General features: G+C 71.2%; 18 protein-coding genes. 10 read left to right on the top strand and 8 right to left on the bottom strand.

Annotation, left to right across the window (positions count from 1 at the left end; genetic code table 11):
* The first annotated feature begins 97 nt into the window (after positions 1-97).
* Complete coding sequence (gene glnA2, locus KYY02_RS27290) at positions 98-1,459, top strand: gamma-glutamylpolyamine synthetase GlnA2 (protein ID WP_371242437.1); 1,362 nt, start codon at positions 98-100, stop codon at positions 1,457-1,459.
* A gap of 89 nt (positions 1,460-1,548) precedes the next feature.
* On the opposite strand, the gene KYY02_RS27285 is transcribed toward glnA2, so the two are convergent.
* Positions 1,549-2,106, bottom strand: a complete 558-nt coding sequence (locus KYY02_RS27285; RefSeq protein WP_371242435.1) for a DinB family protein — start codon at positions 2,104-2,106, stop codon at positions 1,549-1,551.
* 304 nt (positions 2,107-2,410) lie between these two features.
* Between KYY02_RS27285 and KYY02_RS27280 the strand changes: the two genes are divergently transcribed.
* Positions 2,411-3,961 (top strand): pectate lyase family protein, encoded by a 1,551-nt coding sequence (locus KYY02_RS27280; protein ID WP_371242433.1) that lies wholly within the window; start codon positions 2,411-2,413, stop codon positions 3,959-3,961.
* Positions 3,962-4,528: 567 nt separating this feature from the next.
* Here the strand turns inward: KYY02_RS27280 and KYY02_RS27275 are convergent.
* The 4 genes from KYY02_RS27275 to KYY02_RS27260 all read right to left on the bottom strand — a co-directional run bounded on the left by KYY02_RS27275 (position 4,529) and on the right by KYY02_RS27260 (position 7,070).
* Entirely contained in the window at positions 4,529-5,206 is a 678-nt protein-coding gene (locus KYY02_RS27275; protein ID WP_371242431.1) for a DUF3618 domain-containing protein, read from the bottom strand.
* On the bottom strand, positions 5,182-5,610 hold the full coding sequence (locus KYY02_RS27270; protein ID WP_371242429.1) for a phage holin family protein: 429 nt from the start codon (positions 5,608-5,610) through the stop codon (positions 5,182-5,184). Before KYY02_RS27270 ends, KYY02_RS27275 begins: the two co-directional genes overlap by 25 nt.
* Position 5,611: 1 nt before the next feature.
* On the bottom strand, positions 5,612-6,235 hold the full coding sequence (locus KYY02_RS27265) for a hypothetical protein (RefSeq protein WP_371242427.1): 624 nt from the start codon (positions 6,233-6,235) through the stop codon (positions 5,612-5,614).
* A gap of 325 nt (positions 6,236-6,560) precedes the next feature.
* Entirely contained in the window at positions 6,561-7,070 is a 510-nt protein-coding gene (locus KYY02_RS27260; protein ID WP_371242425.1) for a pyridoxamine 5'-phosphate oxidase family protein, read from the bottom strand.
* Positions 7,071-7,250: 180 nt separating this feature from the next.
* Between KYY02_RS27260 and KYY02_RS27255 the strand changes: the two genes are divergently transcribed.
* Positions 7,251-10,250 (top strand): bifunctional [glutamine synthetase] adenylyltransferase/[glutamine synthetase]-adenylyl-L-tyrosine phosphorylase, encoded by a 3,000-nt coding sequence (locus tag KYY02_RS27255; RefSeq protein ID WP_371242423.1) that lies wholly within the window; start codon positions 7,251-7,253, stop codon positions 10,248-10,250.
* An 11-nt stretch (positions 10,251-10,261) separates the two neighbouring features.
* On the opposite strand, the gene KYY02_RS27250 is transcribed toward KYY02_RS27255, so the two are convergent.
* Entirely contained in the window at positions 10,262-11,134 is an 873-nt protein-coding gene (locus KYY02_RS27250) for a phosphatase PAP2 family protein (protein ID WP_371242421.1), read from the bottom strand.
* A 132-nt stretch (positions 11,135-11,266) separates the two neighbouring features.
* A complete protein-coding gene (locus KYY02_RS27245; protein WP_371242419.1) occupies positions 11,267-12,301 on the bottom strand; it encodes a LacI family DNA-binding transcriptional regulator in 1,035 nt (344 codons plus the stop codon).
* Positions 12,302-12,755: 454 nt separating this feature from the next.
* Here KYY02_RS27245 and KYY02_RS27240 point away from each other — a divergent pair, with 454 nt between their 5' ends.
* From KYY02_RS27240 to KYY02_RS27210, 7 genes are all read left to right on the top strand, one after another.
* Positions 12,756-14,027 (top strand): extracellular solute-binding protein, encoded by a 1,272-nt coding sequence (locus KYY02_RS27240; RefSeq protein WP_371242417.1) that lies wholly within the window; start codon positions 12,756-12,758, stop codon positions 14,025-14,027.
* 97 nt (positions 14,028-14,124) lie between these two features.
* The gene (locus KYY02_RS27235) at positions 14,125-15,129 is read left to right on the top strand and encodes a carbohydrate ABC transporter permease (RefSeq protein WP_371242415.1); all 1,005 of its coding nucleotides are present in this window, start codon (positions 14,125-14,127) and stop codon (positions 15,127-15,129) included.
* A 13-nt stretch (positions 15,130-15,142) separates the two neighbouring features.
* Positions 15,143-16,054 carry a sugar ABC transporter permease gene (locus KYY02_RS27230; protein WP_371242413.1) on the top strand — a complete coding sequence of 304 codons (912 nt, stop codon included), beginning with the start codon at positions 15,143-15,145 and terminating at the stop codon, positions 16,052-16,054.
* Positions 16,055-16,200: 146 nt separating this feature from the next.
* Positions 16,201-17,946 carry a glycoside hydrolase family 13 protein gene (locus KYY02_RS27225; RefSeq protein ID WP_371242411.1) on the top strand — a complete coding sequence of 582 codons (1,746 nt, stop codon included), beginning with the start codon at positions 16,201-16,203 and terminating at the stop codon, positions 17,944-17,946.
* A 165-nt stretch (positions 17,947-18,111) separates the two neighbouring features.
* Positions 18,112-19,485 carry an alpha-amylase gene (locus KYY02_RS27220; protein ID WP_371242409.1) on the top strand — a complete coding sequence of 458 codons (1,374 nt, stop codon included), beginning with the start codon at positions 18,112-18,114 and terminating at the stop codon, positions 19,483-19,485.
* 208 nt (positions 19,486-19,693) lie between these two features.
* A complete protein-coding gene (pulA, locus tag KYY02_RS27215) occupies positions 19,694-25,105 on the top strand; it encodes a pullulanase-type alpha-1,6-glucosidase (protein WP_371242408.1) in 5,412 nt (1,803 codons plus the stop codon).
* A 55-nt stretch (positions 25,106-25,160) separates the two neighbouring features.
* The gene (locus KYY02_RS27210) at positions 25,161-25,520 is read left to right on the top strand and encodes a 5-carboxymethyl-2-hydroxymuconate Delta-isomerase (protein ID WP_371242406.1); all 360 of its coding nucleotides are present in this window, start codon (positions 25,161-25,163) and stop codon (positions 25,518-25,520) included.
* 441 nt (positions 25,521-25,961) lie between these two features.
* Here KYY02_RS27210 and KYY02_RS27205 read toward each other — a convergent pair whose 3' ends face one another.
* Positions 25,962-26,684, bottom strand: coding sequence for a TetR/AcrR family transcriptional regulator (locus KYY02_RS27205; RefSeq protein WP_371242404.1), 723 nt, complete (start codon positions 26,682-26,684; stop codon positions 25,962-25,964).
* Between the last annotated feature and the right edge of the window lie 63 nt (positions 26,685-26,747).

The raw sequence follows: 26,747 nt of genomic DNA, 5'->3' as shown, positions 1-26,747 counted from the left end.
AAACGCTGATGTGGTGGGATGCTCGCAATGCCCGGCCGTCTCCCCAGGGTGTGGGAGCGGACGGGCGGCCTGACCGGCAAGGATGGGGAAGCGGAAGATGGACAAGCAGCAGGAGTTCGTGATCCGGACGCTGGAGGAGCGCGACATCCGGTTCGTGCGCCTGTGGTTCACCGACGTGCTGGGCTTCCTCAAGTCCGTGGCCGTCGCCCCCGCCGAACTCGAGCAGGCGTTCGACGAGGGGATCGGCTTCGACGGCTCCGCCATCGAGGGCTTCGCCCGGGTGTACGAGTCCGACATGATCGCCAAGCCGGACCCGTCGACGTTCCAGATCCTCCCCTGGCGCGCCGAGGCCCCCGGGACGGCCCGCATGTTCTGCGACATCCTCATGCCGGACGGCTCCCCGTCCTTCGCCGACCCGCGCTTCGTTCTCAAGCGCGCCCTGGCCCGCACCTCCGACCTGGGCTTCACCTTCTACACCCACCCGGAGATCGAGTTCTTCCTGCTGAAGGACAAGCCGCTGGACGGCAGCCGCCCGACCCCCGCGGACAACTCCGGCTACTTCGACCACACCCCGCAGAACGTCGGCATGGACTTCCGCCGCCAGGCGATCACCATGCTGGAGTCGATGGGGATCTCAGTGGAGTTCTCCCACCACGAGGGCGCCCCCGGCCAGCAGGAGATCGACCTGCGCTACGCGGACGCGCTCTCCACGGCGGACAACATCATGACGTTCCGCCTGGTCATGAAGCAGGTGGCGCTGGAGCAGGGCGTCCAGGCCACCTTCATGCCCAAGCCCTTCTCCGAGCACCCGGGCTCCGGCATGCACACCCACCTCTCCCTCTTCGAGGGCGACCGCAACGCGTTCTACGAGTCCGGCGCCGAGTACCAGCTCTCCAAGGTCGGCCGCTCCTTCATCGCGGGCCTGCTGCGGCACGCGGCGGAGATCTCCGCGGTCACCAACCAGTGGGTCAACTCCTACAAGCGCATCTGGGGCGGCACGGAGCGCACGGCCGGCGCCGGCGGCGAGGCCCCCTCGTACATCTGCTGGGGACACAACAACCGCTCGGCGCTGGTCCGCGTGCCCATGTACAAGCCCGGCAAGACCGGCTCGGCGCGCGTGGAGGTCCGCTCCATCGACTCCGGCGCCAACCCGTACCTGACCTACGCCGTCCTGCTGGCCGCCGGCCTGAAGGGCATCGAGGAGGGCTACGAGCTCCCGCCGGGCGCCGAGGACGACGTCTGGGCCCTGTCCGACGCGGAACGCCGCGCGCTGGGCATCGAGCCGCTGCCGCAGAACCTGGGCGAGGCCCTGACCCTGATGGAACGCAGCGACCTGGTCGCCGAGACCCTCGGAGAGCACGTCTTCGACTTCTTCCTGCGCAACAAGAAGCAGGAGTGGGAGGAGTACCGCTCCGAGGTCACCGCCTTCGAGCTGCGCAAGAGCCTGCCGGTGCTGTAGGCGCGGGCCGGGACGGAGATCCGGTCGGGCAGCGGGCGCACGGGGCCGGCGACCGTGCGCCCCGGCCCCCGTACGGGGGCGCCCGGCGGTCAGCCCATGCTCTTCGCACCGTCCAGCGATTCACGGACGATGTCGGCGTGGCCGGCGTGCTGGGCGGTCTCGGCGATGATGTGCAGCAGCACCCTGCGGGCCGTCCACCGCGCGCCGGACTCGAACCACGGGGCCTTCGGCAGGGGCCATGCGACGTCGAGGTCGGGCAGGGCCGCGACCAGGCCGTCGGTCCGGGCGGCCACGTCGGCGTAGTCGGCCAGCACGCCGGCCAGCGTCTCACCGGGCAGCATCCGGAACTCGTCGGCCCGCCGGGTCCAGTCCTCCTCGGTCATGGCCGTGAAGTCCCCCATCGCCGAGGGGCCGTTCAGGATGAAGTCCACCCAGCCCCGCTCGACCGAGGCGACGTGCTTGATCAGGCCGCCCAGGCAGAGCTCGCCGGCGGTCGTCCGCAGCCCGGCCTGCTCGTCGGTCAGATCACGGGTGGTGAAGCGCAGGAAGTGCCGGTGCTTGGCGAGCGTCTCCAGCAGGTCGGCGCGCTCACCGGTCACCGCCGGGCCCTCGGCGGGGTCGCTGGTGGTCAGCTCGTTCACGGTCATGGTCTTCGCCTTCCGTCGTTCCTGTTCCGCGGTCGAGGACCACGCTAGGAGCGATATAGGACGGATTCCGACCTAGGGCGGGGGTGCCTGCCCCCGCGGAAGCGGAAGTATCACTTCCGTAACTGCGCGGAACCTTGTCAGTCCCTCGGATGTGGCCCTACTGTCACGACAGAATCAGGAAAGCGCTTTCTCGCCGATGAGCCGGCCCACCCAGCCTTCCCTTGTCGGCAGTACTGACATGCCCATGACATAAGGCAGCTCGGTGCGGAACGCACGGCACACGAGAGCGAAAGGCGATACGGGAATGAGACGATCAGTCGCAGTGCGACTCTCCGCTCTACTGGCCACGGGAGCCCTCGCGGCGGCGACCGGCGTGGCCCTGTCCACGTCCACGGCGTCCGCCGCCACCGGCGGCGTCACCGGCTACGCCACCCAGAACGGCGGGACCACCGGCGGTGCGGGCGGCCAGACGGTCCGCGCCACCACCGGTACCGCGATCCATCAGGCCCTGTGCAGCCGGGCCAGCAGCTCCACCCCGATCACCATCCAGGTCGAGGGCACCATCAACCACGGCAACACCGCCAAGGTGTCCGGCAGCAGCTGCAACACCGCCGCCGGCGTCATCGAGCTCAAGCAGATCAGCAACGTCACGATCGTCGGTGTCGGCAACGGCGCCGTCTTCGACCAACTGGGCATCCACATCCGGGAGTCCAGCAACATCATCATCCAGAACGTGACGATCCGGAACGTCAAGAAGTCGGGCTCGCCCACGTCGAACGGCGGAGACGCCATCGGCATGGAGAGCGGTGTCCGCAACGTCTGGGTCGACCACACCACCCTGGAGGCGTCCGGCGGCGAGTCGGAGGGCTACGACGGCCTCTTCGACATGAAGAACAACACCCGGTACGTGACGCTGTCCTACAGCATCCTGCGCAACTCCGGCCGCGGCGGCCTCATCGGCTCCAGCGAGAGCGACACCTCGAACGGGTACGTCACGTTCCACCACAACCTGTACGAGAACATCGACTCCCGTACGCCCTTGCTGCGCGGCGGCGTCTCGCACATCTACAACAACCACTACAGGAACCTGAACGAGTCCGGGATCAACTCACGCGCCGGCGCCCGCGCCAAGGTGGACAACAACTACTTCGAGGACTCCAAGGACGTCCTCGGCACGTTCTACACCGACGCGGCGGGCTACTGGCAGGTCAGCGGCAACATCTTCGACAACGTGACCTGGTCCTCGCGCAGCGGTGACAACAACCCGGCCGGTCCGAACCCGACGTCGAACACGTCGGTCGGCATCCCGTACGCCTACACCCTCGACGCGGCCGACTGCGTGCCGGGCGTGGTGAGCCGGACGGCGGGCGCCGACCAGGGCCTGAGGGTCTCGAACGGCAGCTGCACCCCGCAGAGCCCGGACCCGGACCCGACCGACCCGGACCCGACCGACCCGGACCCGACCGACCCGGACCCGACCGACCCGCCCACCGGCACCAACCTCAGCCTCGGCGCGGGCGCCGACGGTTCCTCCAAGGCATCCGGGACGAGCTACGGCAACGTCGTCGACGGCAGCACGAGCACGTACTGGTCGCCGTCCGGCTCGACCGGCTCCGTCTCGGTCAAGTGGGGCTCCGCCACCAAGGTGTCCAGGATCGACATCCGGCAGGCGTCGGGTTCCGGCACCGTCCACTCCTACCGGGTCGTCAACCACGACACGGGCGCCGTCCTGGCCTCCGGCAGCGGAGCGGGCGTCATCAGTTTCCCCGCGACCTCCCTGAAGAAGATCACTTTCGAGATCACCGGTGCCTCGGGCACCCCGAGGATCGCCGAGTTCGAGACGTACGCGAGCTGACACGCACCGGGGGCCGCCCTCGCGGCGGGTCCCGGCCCCGGCCGGCGTGACGCGTCACGAAGCGGCCCCCGTCGCCGCCGTGAGGGCGGGACGGGGGCCGTCGGGGGTCCCGGAACCCCGGACGTGGCCGGAGCAGGGGGCATCGCGACCTCGACGCAGTCGCCGGGATCGCCGCTGTCGCCGTAGCCGCTCATGCGTCCCCTCCGCCGTACGCGTCGTGCCGCGACACGGCTCACGCCGGACAGTACGGTGACGTCACACCGCGGGACCGGCCACGAAGCACGGCATCGGGTGACTCCCCGCACCGCCGCACACGTTCGGGGCGGCGGTGCGGGGTACCCGGCGGACATGTTCTTCTTCTTCAGCAATCGGATCGGCTGCGTCGGGTCGCTGCTCATCAGTGCGGTGGCGACCGTCATCCTGATCCTGATCCTCACCCGTTGACCGAGCGCCGGTCCGGGGCCGCTCCGGAAGGGACGGAACCGGAAGGACGGAAGGAGCCCTGCTCCGGGCCCGGACGGGCCCGGAGCAGGGCTCCTTCCGCTCGACGCCGTCGGTGTCCGGTCCTCAGGCGGGGCCGGAGCGCCCGTGGGTCCCGTCCTTGAGGCTGCGGCCGGAGTCCCTGGCCTGGTCGGTGACCTGGCCGGCCTGGTCGCGGGCCTCGTCCTGGGTGGTGCGGGCCGCCTGCTGTGCGGTGCCCTTCACCTCGGCGGCCGCGCTCTGTGCGGCCTCCCTGGCGTCCTCCTTCAGGTGCTGCGCGGACTCGGCGGCGGCCTGCTTGACCGGCTCCAGCGCCTCGGCGCCGCGCTCCATCAGCTCGGACGCCTTCTGCTGCTCCTTCTCGGAGGCGGGGATCACCGAGGCGGCCAGCAGGCCGACGCCGAAGGCGACCAGGCCGGCGGCGATCGGGTTGCCCTGCGTCTGGCGGCGGGCCATCTCGGGCGTCTGCTGGATGGCCTCTCCCGCCTGACCGGCGGCCTCGCGTGTCGAGTCGGCCGCGTGTCCGGTGCCCTCCTGCACCGAACCGGCCGCCGACCGGGCGGTGTCGGCCACCCCGTGCGCCGTGTGGGAGGCGGTGCCCATGACGCGGTCACGGACGCCCGACACCGTGCGGCGCATCCGCGCCTTGCGGCGGCGGGCCATACGGCGCGGGCTGGCCCGGTCGGCGAGCCGGTCCACGTCCGCGGACAGCTGGTTGCGGGTGGCCGCTATCTCGGCCCTCATTTGGTCGGGTGACGTGCCCATTCCGCGTCCTCCTTCAGCGTCTGGACGGTGTGCTCGGGCTTCGGCGAGACGGTGCGCATCCTCGCGCGGCCCTTCTGGTACAGCACGGCCGCGGCGACGGCCCACAGCGCGGCGACGATCAGCGCGGCCCAGCCGCCGTCCATCACGTTGGCCAGGCCGAACATGGCCGCCAGCGACAGGAACAGCAGGACCATGTAGCCGGCGAGGCCGGCGCCGCCGTACATCCCGGCCGCCTTGCCCGCCTTGGCGCCCTCCTCCTTGACCTCGGTCTTGGCCAGCTCCACCTCCTGGCGGAAGAGGACCTGGAGGTCGGAGGTCACCCGGGACAGCAGCTCACCCGCGGAACGCTCACCTTCGTGCGGCTCGGCCGAGCGGGCCCGGGACAGCGGTGACAGCGTGGCCATCTCACACCTCCGGGAACGGACGGCCCGGCGTGCCGAGGCTCGGCGGTGCGGGCGGTGCGGTCCCCGGCGGGGGAGCGGCCGGCAGGGTCCCGGCGGCCGGGGCCGCGGTGACCTGGCGCTGTCCGTCCCCGTCGGTCCGGGACGCCGTCTGCGTCGCCTTCGCCAGGCGCCCGACGGCCAGTCCGGCCAGCAGCGCGCCGCCGAGGAAGGCGCCGGGGCGGCGCCGGGCGAAGCCCTGGAGGTCGGCGATGAGGCCTTCGGCCCCCTGCCGCTCCAGATAGTCGGCCGCCCGCGTCCCCTTGTCGCCCGCGCGGGCCGCCAGACTGCGGGCGGGCGAGTCCTTCTCCGCGTGGGCCGCCAGCCCGGAGAAGTCGTTCGCCCACTGCCGCAGCGTGCCGGCCGCCCGCTTCGTCTGCCCGTCCGCCTCGTCGATCGCGCGGGTGCGCAGGTCCTCGATGACCGTGCCGGCCTGCTGCCGCGCCTCGCCCACGACGGTCCGGGCCTGTTCCGCCGCGGTTCCCGCGACCTGCCCCGCGGCCTGCCTGGCCTGGCCGGCCGTCGCGGAGGTCTCTGCCTTGACCTTGTCTCCGGTGCTCCCGGATCCGGTTCGTACGGACTCACTCATCGGCGACTTCCCCTCATCGGATGTGTGCGTACGGCCCGTGTCCGGTGACCCGGTGTGGGCCGGAGCTCGCGCTCCGGACCGCACACGTGGCCGTCCGTCCCACCCCGAGTGGCCATTTGCCATGGTTTGACACACAGGGCGGGCAATGTGTGTCGCGTGGTCGGGCGCCGCCTTCGTTCCATGGGAGCCGGGTGGTCCCTGAGGAGCGCTTCATGACCGTGGTGGTGGAAGTCCCTGGCGCGGTCGATGTCGCTCACGGGGAGGGGATCGCTTCGAGGGGCACGCCCATGGAACAGCGACTCCTTCGTCGACGGCCGGCCCGGCTTCAGGCGAACCGCCACCTGGTCTGGCTGAACGGCTCCCCCTTGCCGAAGCCGAACACGGTCCGCGGCGCCACCGAGAACACGACAGCGTGTCCCGGACCGTGGTGGAAGCACCCGTCGCGGACCTCGAAGCTCCAGAAGTCGCCGTACTTCGCCTCCCACGCCGCCGCCAGCTCGCGCAGCCGGGCCTCGTCGAAGACCCGTACCGCCTCGCCCTCCACCACCACGTCGTAGCCCTCGTCCCAGGTGTTGGTGCCGGTCGTCAGCACGACGTGCGGGTTCTGCGCCAGGTTGCGGGCCTTGCGCTCGTCCGGGCCGGTGCAGAAGTGCAGGGCGCCGGCCCGCCAGACGGCCGGGAGCGGGGTGACGTGGGGGCGGCCGTCGGGGCGGACCGTGGAGACCCAGAACAGTTCCGCCCCGGCGAGCAGCCGCTCCGTCTCCGGCCAGGGTGGTGCCTGGGCCGCCGGATCGCTGTAGCGCGGGTCGAGGCGGGTCTCGGGGGTGTCGCTCACGGGTCCTCCGTCACGGGTCGGCCGTACGTACCGTCCTCACTTTGACTCCGTCCGCCCCCGGAACTCATCGCGGGCCGTCCCGGGCCCGCGGGACCGTACTCCGGATAGGCTCGGGGCCGTACGACCCTGATCCGAGGCATGTGCACCAGGCACAGGCGCGAGGCACGAGGGAGGCCGGGGATGACGTCGGCGCCGGGGCGCAGGAGCAGTACCTTCACACGGCTGCTGCGGCACGGCTTCACCGACCCGTCCGCCGCCGAGCGACTGCTCGACGGCGCCGGGCTGACGCCCGTGCGCAACGACCCCGTACTGCTGGACGCCTTCGGCGCCACCGCCGACCCCGATCTCGCGCTCCGGGGACTCGTACGGCTGCTGGAGGCGCAGGACGGGGCCACCGCCCGCCAGGAGCTGCTGGACACCCTGATAGCCGCCAAGCCGCTGCGGGACCGGCTGCTCGGGGTACTCGGCGCGTCCGAGGCGCTCGCCGACCATCTGGCCCGGCACCCGGGCGACTGGCGGGCCCTCGTCACCTACGAGCCGCGCGACCTGCACCCGGACGTCGAGGAGTTCGAGCGGGGCCTCGCCGGCGCCACCGACCCGGTCTCGCTCCGCGTCGCCTACCGGCGCTGTCTGCTGTCCATCGCCGCCCGTGACGTCTGCGGCACCATCGGGATCGCCCAGACCGCCGCCGAACTCGCCGACCTCGCCACCGCCACCCTGCGCGCCGCCCTCGCCCTCGCCGGGGCCGCCGCACCCGAGGACACCGCGCTGTGCCGGCTCGCGGTGATCGCGATGGGCAAGTGCGGGGGACACGAGCTGAACTACGTCTCCGACGTCGACGTCATCTTCGTCGGCGAGGCGGCCGACGGGGCCGACGAGGACAAGGCGCTGCGCGCCGCGACCCGGCTCGCCTCGCACATGATGCGGATCTGCTCCGAGACCACCGTCGAGGGCTCCATCTGGCCCGTCGACGCCAATCTGCGCCCCGAGGGCCGCAACGGGCCGCTCGTGCGCACCCTTGCCTCCCACCTCGCCTACTACCAGCGCTGGGCCAAGACCTGGGAGTTCCAGGCGCTGCTCAAGGCCCGTCCGGTCGCCGGGGACCGGGCGCTCGGCGAGGAGTACGTCGCCGCCCTCCAGCCGCTGGTGTGGGGGGCCGCCGAGCGGGAGAACTTCGTCGCCGACGTGCAGAAGATGCGCCGCCGGGTGGTGGAGAACATCCCCGCCGCCGAGGTCGACCGGCAGCTGAAGCTGGGCCCGGGGGGCCTGCGGGACGTCGAGTTCGCGGTGCAGCTGCTCCAGCTGGTGCACGGCCGCTCCGACGCCTCGCTGCGCAGCGGCACCACCCTCGACGCGCTGAAGGCCCTCGCCGCCGGCGGCTACGTCGGCCGCGCGGACGCCGCCCAGCTCGACGACGCCTACCGCTTTCTGCGCTCCATGGAGCACCGCATCCAGCTCCACCGGCTGCGCCGCACCCACCTCGTCCCCGAGGACGAGGCCGACCTGCGCCGCCTGGGCCGCTCCCTCGGCCTGCGCACCGACCCGGTCGCCGCCCTGACCCGGGAGTGGAAGCGGCACGCCTCCGTCGTACGGCGGCTGCACGAGAAGCTGTTCTACCGGCCGCTGCTGGACGCCGTCGCCGCGCTCGCCCCCGGCGAGGCCCGGCTCAGCGCCGCGGCCGCGCGGGAGCGGCTGGTCGCGCTCGGGTACGCCGATCCGGCCGCCGCGCTGCGCCATCTGGAGGCGCTGGCGTCCGGTGTCACCCGCAAGGCCGCCATCCAGCGCACCCTGCTGCCCGTGCTGCTCGGCTGGTTCGCGGACTCCGCCGACCCGGACGCCGGTCTGCTCACGTTCCGCAAGGTCTCCGACGCGCTCGGCAAGACGCCCTGGTACCTGCGGCTGCTGCGCGACGAGGGCGCCGCCGCCGAGAACCTGGCCCGGGTGCTGTCCGCCGGCCGGCTCGCCCCCGACCTGCTGATGCGCGCCCCCGAGGCGGTGGCGCTGCTCGGCGACGGCGGCGGGGGGCTCCAGCCGCGCTCCCGCGCCCACCTGGAGCAGGAGATCCTCGCCGCCGTCCGCCGCGCCGACAACGCCGTCCAGGGCGTCACCGCCGCCCGCGGGGTGCGCCGCCGCGAGCTGTTCCGCACGTCCGCCGCCGACATCGTCGGCTCCTACGGCACCGAGTCCCAGCCCGCCGAGGCCGACCAGGGCGCCCTGGTGGACCTGGTGGGCGGCGCGGTCTCCGACCTGACGGCCGCCACCCTCTCCGGCACGCTGCGCGCCGTCGTCCGCGAGGGCTGGGGCGACACGCTGCCCACCCGGTTCGCGATCATCGGCATGGGCCGCTTCGGCGGGCACGAGCTGGGCTACGGCTCCGACGCGGACGTCCTGTTCGTGCACGAACCGCGCGACGGCGTGGACGAGCGGGAGGCCGCCGAGGCCGCGGGCAAGGTGGTCACCGAGATGCGCCGCCTGCTCCAGGTCCCCAGCGCCGACCCGCCCCTGCTCATCGACGCCGACCTGCGCCCGGAGGGCAAGTCCGGCCCGCTGGTGCGCACGCTCAAGTCGTACGAGGCGTACTACCGCCGCTGGGCGCTGGTGTGGGAGCGGCACGCGCTGCTGCGCGCCGAGCACGTCGCCGGGGACGAGGACCTGGGCCGCCGCTTCACCGAGCTGATCGACCCGCTGCGCTACCCGGCCGCCGGGCTCGACGAGGAGGCCGTCCGCGAGATCCGGCGGCTGAAGGCCCGCATGGAGTCCGAGCGACTGCCGCGCGGCGCCGACCCCAAGCTGCACACCAAGCTCGGGCCGGGCGGGCTGTCCGACGTGGAGTGGACCGTGCAACTGCTCCAGCTGCGGCACGGCGCGCGGGAGCCCGGCCTGCGCACGACCCGCACCCGGCAGGCGCTGGCCGCCGCCCGCGCGGCCGGGCTGATCTCCGAGGAGGACGCCTCCACCCTGGACGAGGCCTGGGTGCTCGCCACCCGCGTGCGCAACGCGGTGATGCTGGTCCGGGGCCGGGCCGGGGACACCTTCCCCACCGTGCCCCGGGAACTGGGCGCCGTCGGCCGTTACCTGGGCTACGGCTCCGGCCACGCCGGCGACATGCTCGACGCGTACCGGCGCACGGCACGGCGGGCGCGGAGCGTGGTGGAGGAGCTGTTCTACGGGGCGTCGTGAGGCCCCCGCGGTCATCCCTGCTTCGGCACCGGGATCCGTTCCGGCTCCCGTTCCCTCCGCTCGGGCACCCGCCTCGGCAGGGCGTGCGGCCGGCCGCCGTACCAGAGCAGCGCGACGCCGTAGCCGAAGGCCAGGCAGAGGACGCCGCCCACCGCGTCCAGCCAGAAGTGGTTGGCGGTGGCGACGATGACCACCAGGGTGGCCGCCGGGTACACCAGGCCCAGCACCCGTACCCACGGGACGGTGGCCAGCGCGAAGACCGTCAGACCGGACCAGACCGACCAGCCCATGTGCATCGAGGGCATCGCGGCGTACTGGTTCGACATGTTCTTCAGGTCGCCGGAGGCCATCGAACCCCATGTCTGGTGGACTATGACGGTGTCGACGAAGTCCTGGCCGTTCATCAGCCGGGGCGGGGCGAGCGGGTACAGGTAGTAGCCGACGAGGGCGATGCCCGTGGTGGCGAAGAGGACCAGGCGGGCCGCTCCGTAACGGCCGGGATGACCACGGTAGAGCCACACCAGGACACCCAGCGTCACCACGAAGTGCAGGGTGGCGTAGTAGTAGTTCATGCCGACGATGAGCCAGGTCACCGAGTTCGCGGCGTGGTTGACCGACTCCTCGAAGGCGAGGCCCAGTTGCCGCTCGAACCGCCAGATCCAGTCGGCGTTGCGCAGCGCCTCGGCCTGCTGTTCCGGCACGGCGTTGCGGATGAGCGAGTACGTCCAGTAACTCACCGCGATCAGCAGGATCTCGAACCACAGCCGGGGCCGGCGGGGGACGCGCAGACGGCGCAGGCGAGGTGGTGAGCCCGCTTCCTGCACGACGGGGTGCGCTGTGGCCTCTCCCCGGCCTTCCAGCGTTCCTACCGTCGTGTCGCCCATGAGTACGAAGTCTGCCAGAAAAGATTCGCGCCTCGGATCACCCCCCGGTCGGGCCCGGCCCGCACGCCCTCCTCCGGGAACGGGACCGCTCCCTCCTACCGTGGTAGTGCGCCGGAGGCCCTTCCCTCCGCCCTAGGGACGACTCCGGTCCCCGGGGGCCGAAGCGGTCGAACCGCGCACCACCAGTTCCGGCATGAACACGAACTCGCTGTGCGGCGCGGGCGTTCCGCCGATCTCCTCCAGCAGGGTGCGCACCGCCGCCTGGCCCATCGCGGGGACCGGCTTGCGGACCGTGGTCAGCGGCGGGTCGGTGAAGGCGATCAGCGGGGAGTCGTCGAAGCCGACCACCGAGATGTCCTTCGGCACGTCCAGACCGCGCTGCCGGGCCGCCCGTATGGCGCCCAGCGCCATCATGTCGCTCGCGCACACCACCGCCGTGCAGTCGCGGTCCATGAGCGCGCTGGCGGCGGCCTGGCCGCCCTCCAGCGTGTACAGCGAGTGCTGGACCAGCTCGGTCTCCACCGTCCCGGCGCTCAGGGCCAGTTGCTCCTGCACGGCGCGCACGAAGCCCTCGATCTTGCGCTGCACCGGAACGAACCGCTTCGGTCCGAGCGCGAGGCCGATCCGGGTGTGCCCGAGGGAGGCGAGGTGGGTGACGGCGAGCGCCATCGCGGCCCGGTCGTCGGGGGAGATGAACGGCGCCTGCACCTTCGGCGAGAAACCGTCCACGAGCACGAACGGCACGCCCTGCGCCCGCAGCCGCTCGTAGCGCTGCATGTCGGCGGTGGTGTCGGCGTGCAGCCCGGAGACGTAGATGATGCCGGCCACCCCGCGGTCCACGAGCATCTCGGTGAGCTCGTCCTCCGTGGACCCGCCCGGGGTCTGGGTGGCGAGCACCGGCGTGTAGCCCTGGCGGGTCAGCGCCTGCCCGATGACCTGGGCCAGTGCCGGGAAGATCGGGTTCTCCAGCTCGGGCGTGATCAGTCCGACCAGGCCCTCGCTGCGCTGCCGCAGCCGCACCGGCCGCTCGTAGCCGAGGACGTCGAGGGCGGCGAGCACGGACTGGCGGGTGGTGGCGGCGACGCCCGGCTTGCCGTTGAGGACGCGGCTGACGGTGGCCTCGCTCACCCCCGCCTGAGCAGCGATGTCGGCAAGGCGTGTGGTCACAGGACTGGACTGTAGCTGCCGCTTCTCCCCTTGCGCACCGATCGGACGCCTGGTGCGCGCCGTCGAACGGCCCGTTGCGGGCTGCTGGGTCATCGCGATCCCTCAAGTCGTGGTCGGCGTCCGGTCCGCAAGGGACGATTTCCTCGGCGGCAACGGATGGCAAGTGCTTGCAGAGTCTTGCACAACCGTCCGAACCCCTGTCGTACAAGCGGAAACCACGGTCGTCGAGCGGTCGGGAACAGGTCACGCCGGGGTAACTCCCGGCGTCGCTTGCAAAACTTTTCTGCAAGGTCTTTCGAAACGGTTCCATCGCTGTTACGTTCACGTCGCCCGGCTGCCTCCCCCACTCTCGACTCCGCTCGAGCGGGGGACCCCCATCGGCAAGCCGGCAAGTCGGCAGGACGGCAGACGGGGCCGCACCTGCACTCACGGGCTTAACCCTCAAGGAGAACTCATGCGGCGTGGCATAGCGGCCACCGCGCTGGTGGCGTCCCTCGCCCTCGCGGCGACGGCCTGCGGCGGGGACGGCGACAGCGGCGACTCGGCCGGCGGCCCGACCACCATCACCTGGTGGGACACCTCCAACGCGACCAACGAGGCGCCGACGTACCAGGCCCTGGTCAAGGAGTTCGAGGCCGCCCACAAGGACATCAAGGTCAAGTTCGTCAACGTCCCCTTCGACCAGGCGCAGAACAAGTTCGACACCGCCGCCGGTTCCAAGGGCGCCCCCGACGTGCTGCGCTCCGAGGTCGGCTGGACCCCCGCCTTCGCCAAGAAGGGCTTCTTCCTGCCGCTGGACGGCACCGAGGCCCTCGCCGAACAGGACAGGTTCAAGCCCAACCTGATCGAGCAGGCCAAGTACGAGGGCAAGACCTACGGCGTCCCCTTCACCACGGACACCCTCGCCTTCGTCTACAACAAGGAACTGTTCGAGAAGGCCGGCGTCGAGGTCCCCAGGACCTGGGACGAGCTGAAGAAGGCCGCCGCCACCGTCAAGGACGAGACCGGCGTCGACGGCTACTGGGGCTCCACCGCCGGCTACTACGCCCAGCCGTTCCTGTACGGCGAGGGCACCGACATGGTCGACGCCGACGCCGGGAAGATCACCGTCAAGTCCCCCGAGGCCGAGAAGGCGTACGGCACCTGGCTGGACCTCTTCGACGGCAAGGGCCTGCACAAGGCCGACGTCACCGCCGACGCCTACGCCCACATCCAGGACGCGTTCGTCAACGGCAAGGTCGCCTCGATCATCCAGGGTCCGTGGGAGATCACCAACTTCTACAAGGGCTCCGCCTTCCAGGACAGGAACAACCTCGGCATCGCCACCGTCCCGGCCGGCTCCACCGGCAAGGCGGGCGCCCCGACCGGCGGCCACAACCTCTCCGTCTACGCCGGCTCCACCAAGGAGAAGCAGGAGGCCGCGCTGAAGTTCGTGAACTTCATGACCTCGGCCGAGGCGCAGGAGACCATCGCGCTGAAGAACTCCACGCTGCCCACGCGTGACGACGCCTACACCGACAAGGTCAAGGCCGACCCGGGCATCGCCGGCTACCAGACGGTCCTCTCCGCCGCCCGGCCGCGCCCGGCCCTGCCCGAGTACAGCTCGCTGTGGGGTCCGCTGGACGACGAGCTCCCGCAGATCGCGAGCGGCAAGGAGTCCCTGGACAAGGGTCTGGGCGACGCGGAGACCGCGATCGTCAAGCTGGTGCCGGACTTCAGCAAGTAACGCCCGTGCGGCCGCCGGACCCGCCTCCAGGAGGGGAGGGGCCGGTGGTCGCCGGCCTGTGTGCCGTACTCCTTGATCATCCAGAAGGTGCCGAACCATGACAGTCGCCATCGACCGCGCGACCGGCAAGCGCCGCGGTGACCGCGCGCCCCGCCCCGGGCCGGTCAGCCGCCTGAAGCGCAGTTTCCAGAAGCACTGGTACGCCTACGCCATGATCGCGCCGGTGGCCCTGGTGCTCGGCGTCATCGTGCTGTACCCCCTGGCGTACGGCTTCTACCTCACCCTCACCGACGCGGACAGCCTGAACTCGGCCCGCACCATCGGCGTCAACGAGATCGAGGCCACCTACGAGTTCATCGGCATCGACAACTACGCCGACATCCTGTGGGGCGAGACGGCCTACGACCGCTTCTGGTCGCACTTCATCTGGACGATCGTCTGGACGGCCGCCTGCGTCGCCCTGCACTACGGCATCGGACTGGGCCTCGCCCTGCTGCTCAACCAGAAGCTGCGCGGGCGCACCCTCTACCGGCTGGTCCTGGTCCTGCCGTGGGCCGTGCCGACCTTCGTCACCGTCTTCGGCTGGCGCTTCATGCTCGCCGACGCCGGCATCATCAACACCGCCCTGGACTCCCTCGGCCTGCCGACGCCGCAGTGGCTGGAGGACACCTTCTGGCAGCGCGTCGCCGCCATCATGGTCAACACCTGGTGCGGTGTGCCCTTCATGATGATCTCCCTGCTCGGCGGCCTGCAGTCCATCGACGCCAGCCTGTACGAGGCGGCCGAGATGGACGGCGCGAACGCCTGGCAGAGGTTCCGCCACGTCACCCTGCCCGGCCTGCGCTCGGTCAGCTCCACCGTGGTCCTGCTCGGTGTCATCTGGACCTTCAACCAGTTCGCCGTCATCTTCCTGCTGTTCGGCAACACCGCCCCGGAGGCGCAGATCCTGGTGACCTGGGCCTACCAGCTCGGCTTCGGACAACAGCCGCGCGAGTTCGCCGAGTCCGCGGCCTACGGCATGCTGCTGCTGGCCATCCTGGCCGTCTTCACCTCCTTCTACCGCCGCTGGCTGAACCGCGATGAGCAGCAGCTCGCGATCTGAGGCAGGAGTCCCCATGAGCACCTCCACCGTCACCCCCGCTGCTCCGGCGGACCGGCCTGCCGACGACAAGGCCCCGGCCCGCAGGCCGCGCCGACGCGGCGAGGGCAGCCCGCTGGCCCGCCTCACCACGCACGGCGTGCTGACCGTGGCCGGTCTGATCGCGTTGTTCCCGGTCGCCTGGCTGGTCTTCCTGTCCCTCGGCCCCGACAAGGACGACTATCTGCGTCCCGGCGGCATCTGGGGCAAGATGACGCTCGACAACTACTCGTTCGTCCTGCAGAACACGCACTTCTTCGACTGGCTGAAGAGCTCGCTGATCGTCTCGCTCGGCACCACGGTCATCGGCGTCCTGGTCGCCGCCACCACCGGCTACGCGGTCTCCCGCATGCGCTTCCCCGGCTACCGGAAGTTCATGTGGGTGCTCCTGCTCACCCAGATGTTCCCCGTGGCCGTCCTGATGGTCCCGATGTACCAGATCCTCTCGGACCTGCAGCTCATCGACAGTTACCTTGGACTCGTCCTCGTCTACTGCTCGACGGCGGTGCCGTACTGCGCCTGGCTGATGAAGGGCTACTTCGACACCATCCCGTTCGAGATCGACGAGGCGGGGCGCGTCGACGGGCTGACCCCCTTCGGCACGTTCGCGCGGCTGATCCTGCCGCTCGCCAAGCCCGGGCTGGCGGTCGCCGCGTTCTACAGCTTCATCACCGCGTTCGGCGAGGTCGCCTTCGCCACGACGTTCATGCTCGACGACGAGAAGTACACCCTCGCCGTCGGTCTGCAGAGCTTCGTCAGCGAGCACGACGCACAGCGCAACCTCATGGCCGCCACCGCGGTCCTGATCGCGATACCGGTCTCCGCGTTCTTCTACCTCGTGCAGAAGAACCTGGTCACCGGTCTCACCGCCGGCGGCACGAAGGGCTGACCCCCTCCGTGGAACGACTCCCGCGCGCCCGACTCGCGCGGGTGGGCGGCCGCGGGCGTCCATCCGACCCCGCCGACCCCCGCGGCCGCCTCGTCCCCCCGCCGCACCCCACTCGCCTTCCCGACCGAACTCGTATCAAGGACGACATGAGCCAGCAGCACCCCGCAGCCCCGGCCCCGACCTCCACCACCGACGCGGCCGTCGCCACCGTCGCCCGGCGCCGCGACTGGTGGCGGGACGCGGTGATCTACCAGGTGTACCCGCGCAGCTTCGCCGACAGCAACGGTGACGGCATGGGCGACCTGGAAGGCATCCGCTCCCGCCTGCCGTACCTGCGCGACCTCGGTGTGGACGCCGTGTGGCTCAGCCCCTTCTACGCCTCCCCGCAGGCCGACGCCGGTTACGACGTCGCCGACTACCGCGCCGTCGACCCCATGTTCGGCACCCTGCTCGACGCCGACGCGCTGATCCGCGACGCCCACGGGCTGGGTCTCAGGATCATCGTCGACCTGGTCCCGAACCACTCCTCCGACCAGCACGAATGGTTCAAGCGCGCCCTCGCCGAGGGCCCCGGCTCACCTTCCCGCGACCGCTACCACTTCCGCCCCGGCAAGGGCGCGAACGGCGAGCTGCCGCCCAACGACTGGGAGTCGATCTTCGGCGGTCCCGCCTGGACCCGCGTCACCGAGCCCGACGGCACGCCCGGCGAGTGGTACCTGCACCTGTTCGCCCCCGAGCAGCCCGACTTCAACTGGGAGCACCCGGCGGTCGGCGACGAGTTCCGCTCCATCCTGCGGTTCTGGCTCGACATGGGCGTGGACGGCTTCCGCATCGACGTCGCCCACGGCATGGTGAAGGCGGAAGGGCTTCCCGACCTCGGGTCCCACGAGCAGCTGAAGCTGCTGGGCAACGATGTCATGCCGTTCTTCGACCAGGACGGCGTCCACGACATCTACCGCCAGTGGCGGCTGATCCTCGACGAGTACAGCGATGCAATGGGGCCCGAAGGGCCTTCCGCAGAAGGGCGGGGGCGGGAGACGGGCGGGCGCATCTTCGTCGCGGAGGCCTGGACCCCGACCGTCGAGCGCACCGCCAACTACGTCCGCCCCGACGAACTGCACCAGGCGTTCAACTTCCAGTACCTGGGCACCCACTGGGACGCCGAGGAGCTGCGCACGGTCATCGACCGCACCCTGGACGCCATGCGCCCGGTCGGCGCCCCCGCCACCTGGGTGCTCTCCAACCACGACGTCACCCGGCACGCCACCCGCTTCGCCAACCCGCCCGGCCTCGGCACCCAGATCCGTCTGGCCGGCGACCGTGAGCTGGGTCTGCGGCGGGCGCGCGCGGCGACGCTGCTGATGCTGGCGCTGCCCGGTTCGGCCTACGTCTACCAGGGCGAGGAGCTCGGTCTGCCGGACGTCGTGGACCTGCCGGACGAGGTGCGCCAGGACCCGGCGTACTTCCGGGGCGCCGGCCAGGACGGCTTCCGCGACGGCTGCCGCGTCCCGATCCCGTGGACGCGCACGGGTTCCTCGTACGGCTTCGGCGACGGCGGCAGCTGGCTGCCGCAGCCGGCGAGCTGGGGCGAACTGAGCGTCGAGGCGCAGACCGGGGCGCCCGGTTCGACCCTGGAGCTGTACCGCTCCGCGCTCGCCGTGCGCCGGGACCAGGCCGACCTGGGCGCGGGCGACGCGGTGGAGTGGCTGCGGGCTCCTGAGGGCGTCCTCGCCTTCCGGCGCGGGGCGTTCGTGTGCGTGGCCAACACCACGGGGGAGTCGGTGACCACCCCCGTGTACGGCCGTGTCCTGCTCGCCAGCGGTGAGGTGGAGGAGACGGCCGGCGAGGCGAAGGTGCCGGCCGACACCACCGTGTGGTGGACCACGGGCTGAGGTCCGTCCCGCAGCTTTTCTCATTGAAGTCGGCACGGCCCGCTGCCCTTTCGGGTGGCGGGCCTCTAACATCTGCGTCACCGCAAGGTTGCTGAAGTTTTCTGCAAGAAGCTTCAGGCGGCCCGGGCGGTGTCCCCGCACCCTTCGATGAAGAAGGAGCCCCACATGGCACGCAGAACCCTCGCCGTGGCCGCCGCGTTCGCGGCAGCCTCGGTTGTCATGACCCCGACCGGGGCGCAGGCCTCCCCGCCGGGCGCCAAGGACGTCACCGCCGTCCTCTTCGAGTGGAACTTCGCCTCCGTCGCCCGCGAGTGCGCCACCACCCTGGGGCCCGCCGGATACGGATACGTCCAGGTCTCCCCACCCGCCGAGCACATACAGGGCGCGCAGTGGTGGACGTCGTACCAGCCCGTCAGCTACCGGATCGCCGGCCGACTCGGTGACCGCGCCGCGTTCAAGAGCATGGTCGACACGTGTCACGCGGCCGGCGTCAAGGTCGTCGCCGACACGGTCATCAACCACATGTCCGCCGGCAGCGGTACGGGCACCGGCGGCTCGTCGTACACGAAGTACGACTACCCCGGCCTGTACTCCTCGTACGACTTCGACGACTGCACCGCGCAGATCAGCGACTACGGCGACCGCGGGAACGTCCAGAACTGCGAACTGGTCGGCCTGGCCGACCTCGACACCGGCGAGGAGTACGTCCGCAGGACCGTCGCCGGGTACATGAACGACCTGCTCTCCCTCGGCGTGGACGGCTTCCGCATCGACGCCGCCAAGCACATGCCGGCCGCCGACCTGGCCGACATCAAGTCCCGGCTGAGCGACCCGGGCGTGTACTGGAAGCAGGAGGTCATCCACGGCGCAGGCGAGGCCGTCCAGCCCGCCGAGTACACGGGCAACGGGGACGTCCAGGAGTTCCGGTACGCCTACGACCTCAAGCGGGTCTTCGACAACGAGAACCTCGCCCACCTGAAGAACTACGGCGAGGGCTGGGGCTACCTGAACAGCTCCGTCTCCGGCGTCTTCGTCGACAACCACGACACCGAGCGCAACGGCTCCACGCTGTCCTACAAGGACAACGCCACCTACACCCTGGCCAACGTCTTCATGCTGGCCTGGCCCTACGGCGCCCCGGACATCAACTCCGGATACGAGTTCTCCGACCACGACGCCGGGCCGCCCAACGGCGGCCGGGTCGACGCCTGCTGGCGGAACGGCTGGAAGTGCCAGCACAACTGGCCGGAGATCAAGTCCATGGTGGCCTTCCGCAACGCGACCCGCGGCCAGGCGGTCACCGACTGGTGGGACAACGGAGGCGACGCCATCGCCTTCGGCCGGGGCGGCAAGGGCTTCGTGGCCGTCAACCACGAGTCCGGCTCCCTGACCCGCACCTACCGGACCTCCCTCCCCGCGGGCACGTACTGCGACGTCCAGAACGACACCACGGTGACGGTGAACGGTTCCGGACAGCTGACCGCCACCCTGGGCCCGAACACGGCCCTCGCGGTGTACGTCGGCAAGTCGTCCTGCTGAACGCGCGGCCCGCGCCGCCGTCCCGTGGACGGCGGCGCGGGCCGCATCCGTATGAAAGTTCTTACCGTTACTTTCACGACCCTTGCTGTAAGACTTTCAACGGCGATAGCGTCACGCCCGGCGCCCGGTGACGTGGCCGGAACAGGCCGTCGCCGCGGCGTACGGGGTCGGACCCGAATCGAGCCGCAAGCGCAAGGAGTTCACTGCCTTGATACCCAGATGGCCCGCGCCCCCGGGGCGCCGCACCGCGCGGGGCCGACGTGTCGCCGCCGTCACCGTGGCCGCGCTCGCCGCCGCCCTGGTGCAGCCGGTCGCCGCCGGTGCCGCGACCCCGCCCGCGCCGCCCTCGGACGCGAAACTCGCGAAGTTTCCGGCGCGGCACGATCTGACCCGCGAGCAGTTCTACTTCGTCCTGCCGGACCGCTTCGCCAACGGCGACCCGGGCAACGACCGCGGCGGACTGACCGGTTCGCGCCTCAGCACCGGGTACGACCCCACCGACAAGGGGTTCTACCAGGGCGGCGACCTCAAGGGCCTGACGAAGAGGCTCGACTACATCAAGGGGCTCGGCACCACCGCCATCTGGATGGCGCCCATCTTCAGGAACCAGCCCGTGCAGGGGACGGGAGAGAACGCCTCCGCCGGCTACCACGGCTACTGGATCACCGACTTCACCCGGGTCGACCCGCACTTCGGCACCAACGAGGACCTCGAGACCCTCATCGACAAGGCCCACGACAAGGGCATGAAGGTCTTCTTCGACGTCATCACCAACCACACCGCCGACGTCGTCGACTACGAGGAGAAGTCCTACGGCTACCTGTCGAAGGGCGCCTTCCCGTACCTGACGAAGGACGGCGAGCCCTTCGACGACGCCGACTACGCCGACGGGGCCCGGAAGTTCCCGCGCGTGGACGGCGGTTCCTTCCCGCGCACCCCCGTCGTGCCCGACGCCAAGAAGCGGGTCAAGGTCCCGTCCTGGCTCAACGACCCGGAGATGTACCACAACCGGGGTGACTCCACCTTCGCCGGCGAGTCCAGCGAGTACGGCGACTTCTCCGGGCTCGACGACCTGTGGACCGAGCGTCCCGAGGTCGTCGACGGCATGGAGAAGATCTACCAGCGGTGGGTGAGGGACTTCGACATCGACGGCTTCCGGATCGACACCGTGAAGCACGTCAACATGGAGTTCTGGACCCAGTGGGCCACCGCCCTGGACGCCTACGCGGCCAGGAAGGGCCGGGACGACTTCTTCATGTTCGGCGAGGTCTACTCCGCCGACACGGACGTCACCGCCCCGTACGTCACCCGTGGCCGCCTCGACGCCACGCTCGACTTCCCCTTCCAGGAGGCGGCACGACAGTACGCCTCCCAGGGCGGCAGCGCGCGGAGACTGGCCTCGGTCTTCGGTGACGACTACAAGTACGCCACCGACAAGGCCAACGCCTACGAGCAGGTCACCTTCCTCGGCAACCACGACATGGGCCGCTTCGGGACGTTCCTGAAGCAGGACAACCCGCGGGCGTCCGACGCGGAGCTGCTGAGGAAGGACATGCTCGCCAACGAGCTGATGTTCCTCAGCCGCGGCAACCCGGTCGTCTACTACGGCGACGAGCAGGGCTTCACCGGCGCCGGCGGGGACAAGGACGCCCGCCAGACCCTGTTCGCCTCCCGCACGGCCGACTACCTCGACGACGACCTGATCGGCACCGACCGCACCCACGCCGAGGACGCCTACGACACGCGAGCACCGCTCTACCGGCAGATCAGTGCTCTCGCCAAGCTGCGCAGGGCCCACCCGGCCCTGACCGACGGCATCCAGCAGGAGCGGTACGCGGCCGACGGCGCGGGCGTCTACGCCTTCTCCCGCACCGGCACGGGGAAGGACACCACCGAGTACGTCGTCGCCTTCAACAACGCCGACGAGGACGAGGAGGCCACCTTCGCGACCGGCTCCGCGCGGATGACGTACAAGGGCCTCCACGGCACCGACGCCACCGTCACCAGCGACGCCGACAGGGAGATCACCGTCACCGTCCCCGCGGGCTCGGCGATCGTCCTCAAGGCCTCCGGCCCGCTCGCGAAGCCCGCCGCCGAGCCCACGGTCACCCTGAAGGCCCCCGGGGCGGGCGCCACCGGCACCGTCGAGCTGACCGCCGACGTCGACGGTGGTCAGCTCAACCGGGTCGTCTTCGCCGCCGGGACCGGCGACGGGAAGTGGCGGACGCTCGGCTCGGCCGACCACTCCCCCTACAAGGTCACCCACACCATCGGCGAGGACGTCCCCGCCGGCACCGCCCTGCGCTACAAGGCCGTCGTGATCGACTCGGCCGGCCGCACCGCGAGCGCCCTGGCCGCCTCCACCACCGGCACCCCTCCCGTGGCGGAGCCGCCCACCGCGGCCTCCCGTGACCACGCGATCGTCCACTACAAGCGCGCCGACGGCGACTACGACGACTGGGGCCTGTACGCCTGGGGCGACCTGGCGGACGGCGAGGCCACCGAGTGGCCGGACAGCCACCCCTTCACCGGCCGCGACGCCTACGGCGCCTTCGCGTACGTCAAGCTCAAGCCGGGCGCCTCCGACCTCGGCTTCCTCGTCATCGACGGGGAAGGGAACAAGGACGTCGCCGCCGACCGCACGATCGACCTCACCAGGACCGGTGAGGTCTGGATCGAGCAGGGCAAGGAGACCGTCACCACCGAGCGGCCCGAGTACCCGGCCCAGGACACGAGCAAGGCGGTCCTGCACTACCACCGCGCGGACGGGGACTACGACGGCTGGGGCCTGCACACCTGGACCGGCGCCGCGCACCCCACCGACTGGTCGGACCCCCTGGAGCCGGTGGGGACCGATGCCTACGGCGCTGTCTTCGAGGTGCCGCTCGCCGAGGGTGCCACCAGCCTCGGTTACATCCTCCACAAGGGCGACGAGAAGGACCTCCCCACCGACCGGTCGCTGGACCTCAAGGCCGACGGCCACGAGGTGTGGCTGGTGAGCGGCCAGGAGAAGCACCTGCTGCCCCAGCCGGCCGGCTCCGCGGCGGCCCTCGACCCGGCCACCTCCAAGGCGGTGTGGATCGACCGGGACACCGTCGTCTGGGACGGCTCCGAGGCCGCCGCCTCCACCCAGCTCCTCGCCTCCCGCACCGGCTCGGTCACGGTGCAGGGCGGGACGCTGAGGAGCGACGACGCCCGCTGGCTGCGCCTGGTGAGGACATCCCTCACCGACGCGCAGAGGGCGAAGTTCCCGCACCTGGAGGACGGCACCGCATGGTCCGTCGACCCGCGCGACCGGGACCGGGTGCGCGAGGCCCTGCGCGGGCAGGTCGTCGCCGCCCAGCACGCCGCGAACGGCGCCGTGCTCGCGGCGACCGGTGTGCAGATCGCGGGCGTGCTCGACGACCTCTACGCCGGCCGCGCCGTGGAGGCGGACCTCGGCCCGACCTTCCGCGACGGCCGGCCCACCCTCTCCGTCTGGGCGCCGACCGCGCAGGACGTCTCCCTGGAGATCGGCGGCCGCACCGCCCGGATGCGCCGCGACGACGCCACCGGCGTCTGGTCCGTCACCGGCCCCCGCTCCTGGAAGGGCGAGGAGTACCGCTACAAGGTCGAGGTCTGGGCGCCCGGCACCCGCGAGATCACCACCAACACGGTCACGGATCCTTACTCGGTGGCCCTGACCACCGACTCCGAGCGCAGCCTCGTCGTCGACCTCGGCGACCGGGACCTCGCCCCCGAGGGCTGGTCGTCCCTGACCAAGCCGAGGGCCGTGCCGATCGAGGACGCCCAGATCCAGGAACTGCACATCCGTGACTTCTCCGTGGCGGACCGTACGGCGGAGAACCCCGGCACCTACCTCGCCTTCACCGACAAGGACAGCGACGGCAGCAAGCACCTGCGCGAGCTGGCCGAGGCCGGCACCTCGTACGTGCACCTGCTGCCCGCCTTCGACATCGCCACCATCCCCGAGAAGAAGTCCGATCAGGTGACCGTCGGCTGCGACCTCGCCTCCTATCCCGCCGACTCCGGCAAGCAGCAGGAGTGCGTGGCGAAGGCCGCAGCCGAGGACGCCTACAACTGGGGTTACGACCCGTACCACTACACGGTCCCCGAGGGCTCCTACGCCACCGACCCGGACGGTGCCGGGCGCACCGTCGAGTTCCGCGAGATGGTCAAGGCGCTCAACGAGGACGGCCTGCGGGTCGTGATGGACGTGGTCTACAACCACACCGCAGCCGGCGGCCAGGCGAAGACCTCCGTCCTGGACCGGATCGTCCCCGGCTACTACCAGCGGCTGCTCGCCGACGGCTCGGTCGCGAACAGCACCTGCTGCGCCAACACGGCCACCGAGAACGCCATGATGGGCAAGCTGGTCGTCGACTCGGTCGTCACCTGGGCCAGGGAGTACAAGGTCGACGGCTTCCGCTTCGACCTCATGGGCCACCACCCGAAGGCCAACATCCTCGCCGTCCGCGAGGCCCTCGACGCACTGACCCCCGAGAAGGACGGCGTCGACGGCAAGGAGATCATCCTGTACGGCGAGGGCTGGAACTTCGGCGAGGTCGCCGACGACGCCCGCTTCGAGCAGGCCACGCAGCAGAACATGGCCGGCACCGGCATCGCCACCTTCTCCGACCGGGCCCGCGACGCCGTGCGCGGCGGCGGTCCCTTCGACGAGGACCCCGGCGTGCAGGGCTTCGCCTCCGGTCTCCACACCGACCCCAACTCCTCGGCGGGCAACGGTACCGAGGCCGAGCAGAAGGCCCGCCTCCTGCACTACCAGGACCTGATCAAGGTGGGCCTGAGCGGCAACCTCGCCGACTACACCTTCACCGACACCAGCGGCGAGGAGGTCAAGGGCTCCCGGGTCGACTACAACGGCGCCCCCGCCGGATACGCCGCCGCGCCCGGCGACGCCCTCGCCTACGCCGACGCGCACGACAACGAGTCGCTGTTCGACGCGCTCGCCTTCAAACTGCCGAAGGACACGTCCGCCGGCGACCGGGCCCGTATGCAGGTCCTCGCCATGGCGACGGCCACCCTCTCGCAGGGACCGGCCCTCTCCCAGGCGGGCACCGACCTGCTGCGCTCCAAGTCCCTGGACCGCAACTCCTACGACAGCGGGGACTGGTTCAACGCCGTCCACTGGAACTGCGCGGACGGCAACGGCTTCGGCCGGGGCCTGCCGCCGGCCGCCGACAACGAGTCCAAGTGGCCGTACGCCAAGCCCCTGCTGGGCGCGATCGAGGTCGGCTGCCCGCAGATCGAGGGCGCCTCGGCCGCGTACCGGGACCTGCTGAGGATCCGTACGACGGAGAGGGACTTCTCCCTCGACACGGCCGCGCAGGTGCAGTCCCGGCTCTCCTTCCCGCTCTCCGGAAGGGGCGAGACACCCGGCGTGATCACCATGGCCCTCGGTGACCTGGTCGTGGTCTTCAACGCCACGCCCGAGCGGCAGGAGCAGCGCGTCGCCGCGCTCGCCGGGACCGGCTACCGCCTGCACCCGGTGCAGGAGGCGGGCGGGGACGCGGTCGTGAGGACCTCGTCGTACGCGGAGGGGTCCGGCACGTTCACCGTTCCGGCGCGCACGGTCGCGGTGTTCACCACCGCCGGCTGACCCCGTGGGGAGCTGCGGCTAGGGTGAGCCCTCCCGACCCGGATCAGGAGGGCTCATGCCGCAGATCACCGTCGACTACTCCGCGCGACTGGCGGACGGCTTCGACCGGCCCGCCTTCGCGCGGGACCTGCACACCGCCGTGGTGGACATCGCGGCAGCCAGGCCGCCGGCGTGCAAGACGCGGTTCCGGCCCGCCGAGGACGTCGTGGTCGGCCCCGACACCGACGGGCACGTCCTTGTGCACGTCCACATCGCCCTGCTGGCCGGCCGCACCGACGAGACCAAGGCCCGGCTCACCGAGGCCGTCCTGGAACTGCTGCGGCAGTACGTCAAGCCGGCCGAGGGGCTGATGCTGCACGCCTCCGCCGAGGTCCGCGACCTGGACCCGTCGTACCGGAAGTCCGAGGGCGAGTAGGGCCGTGGGGCCGGACGGGCCGGGGCACGGCACGTCGTGCCGGGTCGGCCGTACCGGGACTCCGTCCTCGTCCGGCTGTCCGGGCTCCACCGGTGCCGTCGACTCAGGTGGTGGAGCGGCGGGTGGCGGGGCCGGTACCTCTGCCCCGGGTTCCGGGGCGTGGGCGCGTCGGATCCCTCCAGCGGTTCCGCCACCGTGAACCGGGACGCGAACGACCGTCACGTCCCGTCGGCCACGAGCAGGAACCCGTCGCCCGTCCGCGACGGGCCACGGCGCCCGGTGTTCACGGGGTGGCACCGGCGAGTGGCTCCGTACGTCGCCCCGGCTCGGCGAGCGCCTCCTTCCGGTACCCGGTGACCTGCGCCGGCCCCGCCTCCACGCGCCCGCACTCCCCGGCGCCCACGGTCGTCTTGGCGACCGGGCCCCGTGTCGACGTGGCGCTCACGGCGACGCCAGCGAGATCAGCCGGGTGGCGAGGTCGGTGAACGGCCCGTCGCCCGGCTCGTTCCCGACCAGGTCGCGCAGCAGCGCGGCCAGTTCCTCGTCGTGGGCGGCGGCGACGGCGGCCAGCGCGGCGAAGTCCTGCACCAGCTGGACCTCCAGTTCCTCACGCGGCACCCGCCGCCCGTCCAGCCAGATCAGCGCCGTCGACTCGACGAGGGAGATCCAGGACCGGACGACCAGTTCCAGCCGTGCCGGCGCCGGGCCCACCACACCCATGTGCGACAGCATCTGGTCGTACGCGGCCTGCCGCACGGAGTCGATCAGCGCGTTCGTGGCCGAGACTGTGCTCATGGAGCAGGCTCCGCCTGCGGAGACTGCCGGGCCGCCGCGCATCAGGGCGGCGAAACCGGGCCCGTGCTCGTCGACGAAGTCGAAGAAGCGGGCCATCACCCGGCGCAGCCGCGGCCACAACGGGCCCTCCCGCGGCTCCTCGAACCGGGACGCCAGGTCCTCCGCCGCCCGTCTCAACGCAGCTTCGTACAGGCTGAGTTTACCGGGGAAGTAGTGATAGACCAGCGGGCGGGAGATGCCCGCCCGTGACGCTATCTCGTCGATGGAGACCTCGTCGGGGGAGCGCCGGCTGAACAGTTCGAGGGCCACGCCGATCAATTGCTGCCGCCGTTCCTCCACGCCCATCCTGCGCCGCGCCCCGGTAGTCATGCGAACACTTTACCGATCGATTCCGGCCTCGAACGGTCCCGACGGGACGGCGGTGTTCGTCCG

It is taken from the genome of Streptomyces pimonensis (assembly GCF_041380215.1).
In the GTDB taxonomy this organism is placed as follows: Bacteria; Actinomycetota; Actinomycetes; order Streptomycetales; family Streptomycetaceae; genus Streptomyces; species Streptomyces pimonensis.
This window is presented reverse-complemented; position numbering and strand designations above follow the sequence as displayed.

Bases quoted from the DNA above. Each gene is read 5' to 3' on its own strand.
- KYY02_RS27250 (WP_371242421.1), bottom strand. From the start codon at position 11,134: ATGGGCGACACGACGGTAGGAACGCTGGAAGGCCGGGGAGAGGCCACA.
- KYY02_RS27220 (WP_371242409.1), top strand. From the start codon at position 18,112: ATGGCACGCAGAACCCTCGCCGTGGCCGCCGCGTTCGCGGCAGCCTCG.
- KYY02_RS27285 (WP_371242435.1), bottom strand. From the start codon at position 2,106: ATGACCGTGAACGAGCTGACCACCAGCGACCCCGCCGAGGGCCCGGCG.
- KYY02_RS27225 (WP_371242411.1), top strand. From the start codon at position 16,201: ATGAGCCAGCAGCACCCCGCAGCCCCGGCCCCGACCTCCACCACCGAC.
- KYY02_RS27265 (WP_371242427.1), bottom strand. From the start codon at position 6,235: ATGAGTGAGTCCGTACGAACCGGATCCGGGAGCACCGGAGACAAGGTC.
- KYY02_RS27230 (WP_371242413.1), top strand. From the start codon at position 15,143: ATGAGCACCTCCACCGTCACCCCCGCTGCTCCGGCGGACCGGCCTGCC.
- KYY02_RS27235 (WP_371242415.1), top strand. From the start codon at position 14,125: ATGACAGTCGCCATCGACCGCGCGACCGGCAAGCGCCGCGGTGACCGC.
- KYY02_RS27255 (WP_371242423.1), top strand. From the start codon at position 7,251: ATGACGTCGGCGCCGGGGCGCAGGAGCAGTACCTTCACACGGCTGCTG.
- KYY02_RS27210 (WP_371242406.1), top strand. From the start codon at position 25,161: ATGCCGCAGATCACCGTCGACTACTCCGCGCGACTGGCGGACGGCTTC.
- KYY02_RS27205 (WP_371242404.1), bottom strand. From the start codon at position 26,684: ATGACTACCGGGGCGCGGCGCAGGATGGGCGTGGAGGAACGGCGGCAG.
- KYY02_RS27270 (WP_371242429.1), bottom strand. From the start codon at position 5,610: ATGGCCACGCTGTCACCGCTGTCCCGGGCCCGCTCGGCCGAGCCGCAC.
- glnA2 (WP_371242437.1), top strand. From the start codon at position 98: ATGGACAAGCAGCAGGAGTTCGTGATCCGGACGCTGGAGGAGCGCGAC.
- KYY02_RS27280 (WP_371242433.1), top strand. From the start codon at position 2,411: ATGAGACGATCAGTCGCAGTGCGACTCTCCGCTCTACTGGCCACGGGA.
- KYY02_RS27240 (WP_371242417.1), top strand. From the start codon at position 12,756: ATGCGGCGTGGCATAGCGGCCACCGCGCTGGTGGCGTCCCTCGCCCTC.
- KYY02_RS27275 (WP_371242431.1), bottom strand. From the start codon at position 5,206: ATGGGCACGTCACCCGACCAAATGAGGGCCGAGATAGCGGCCACCCGC.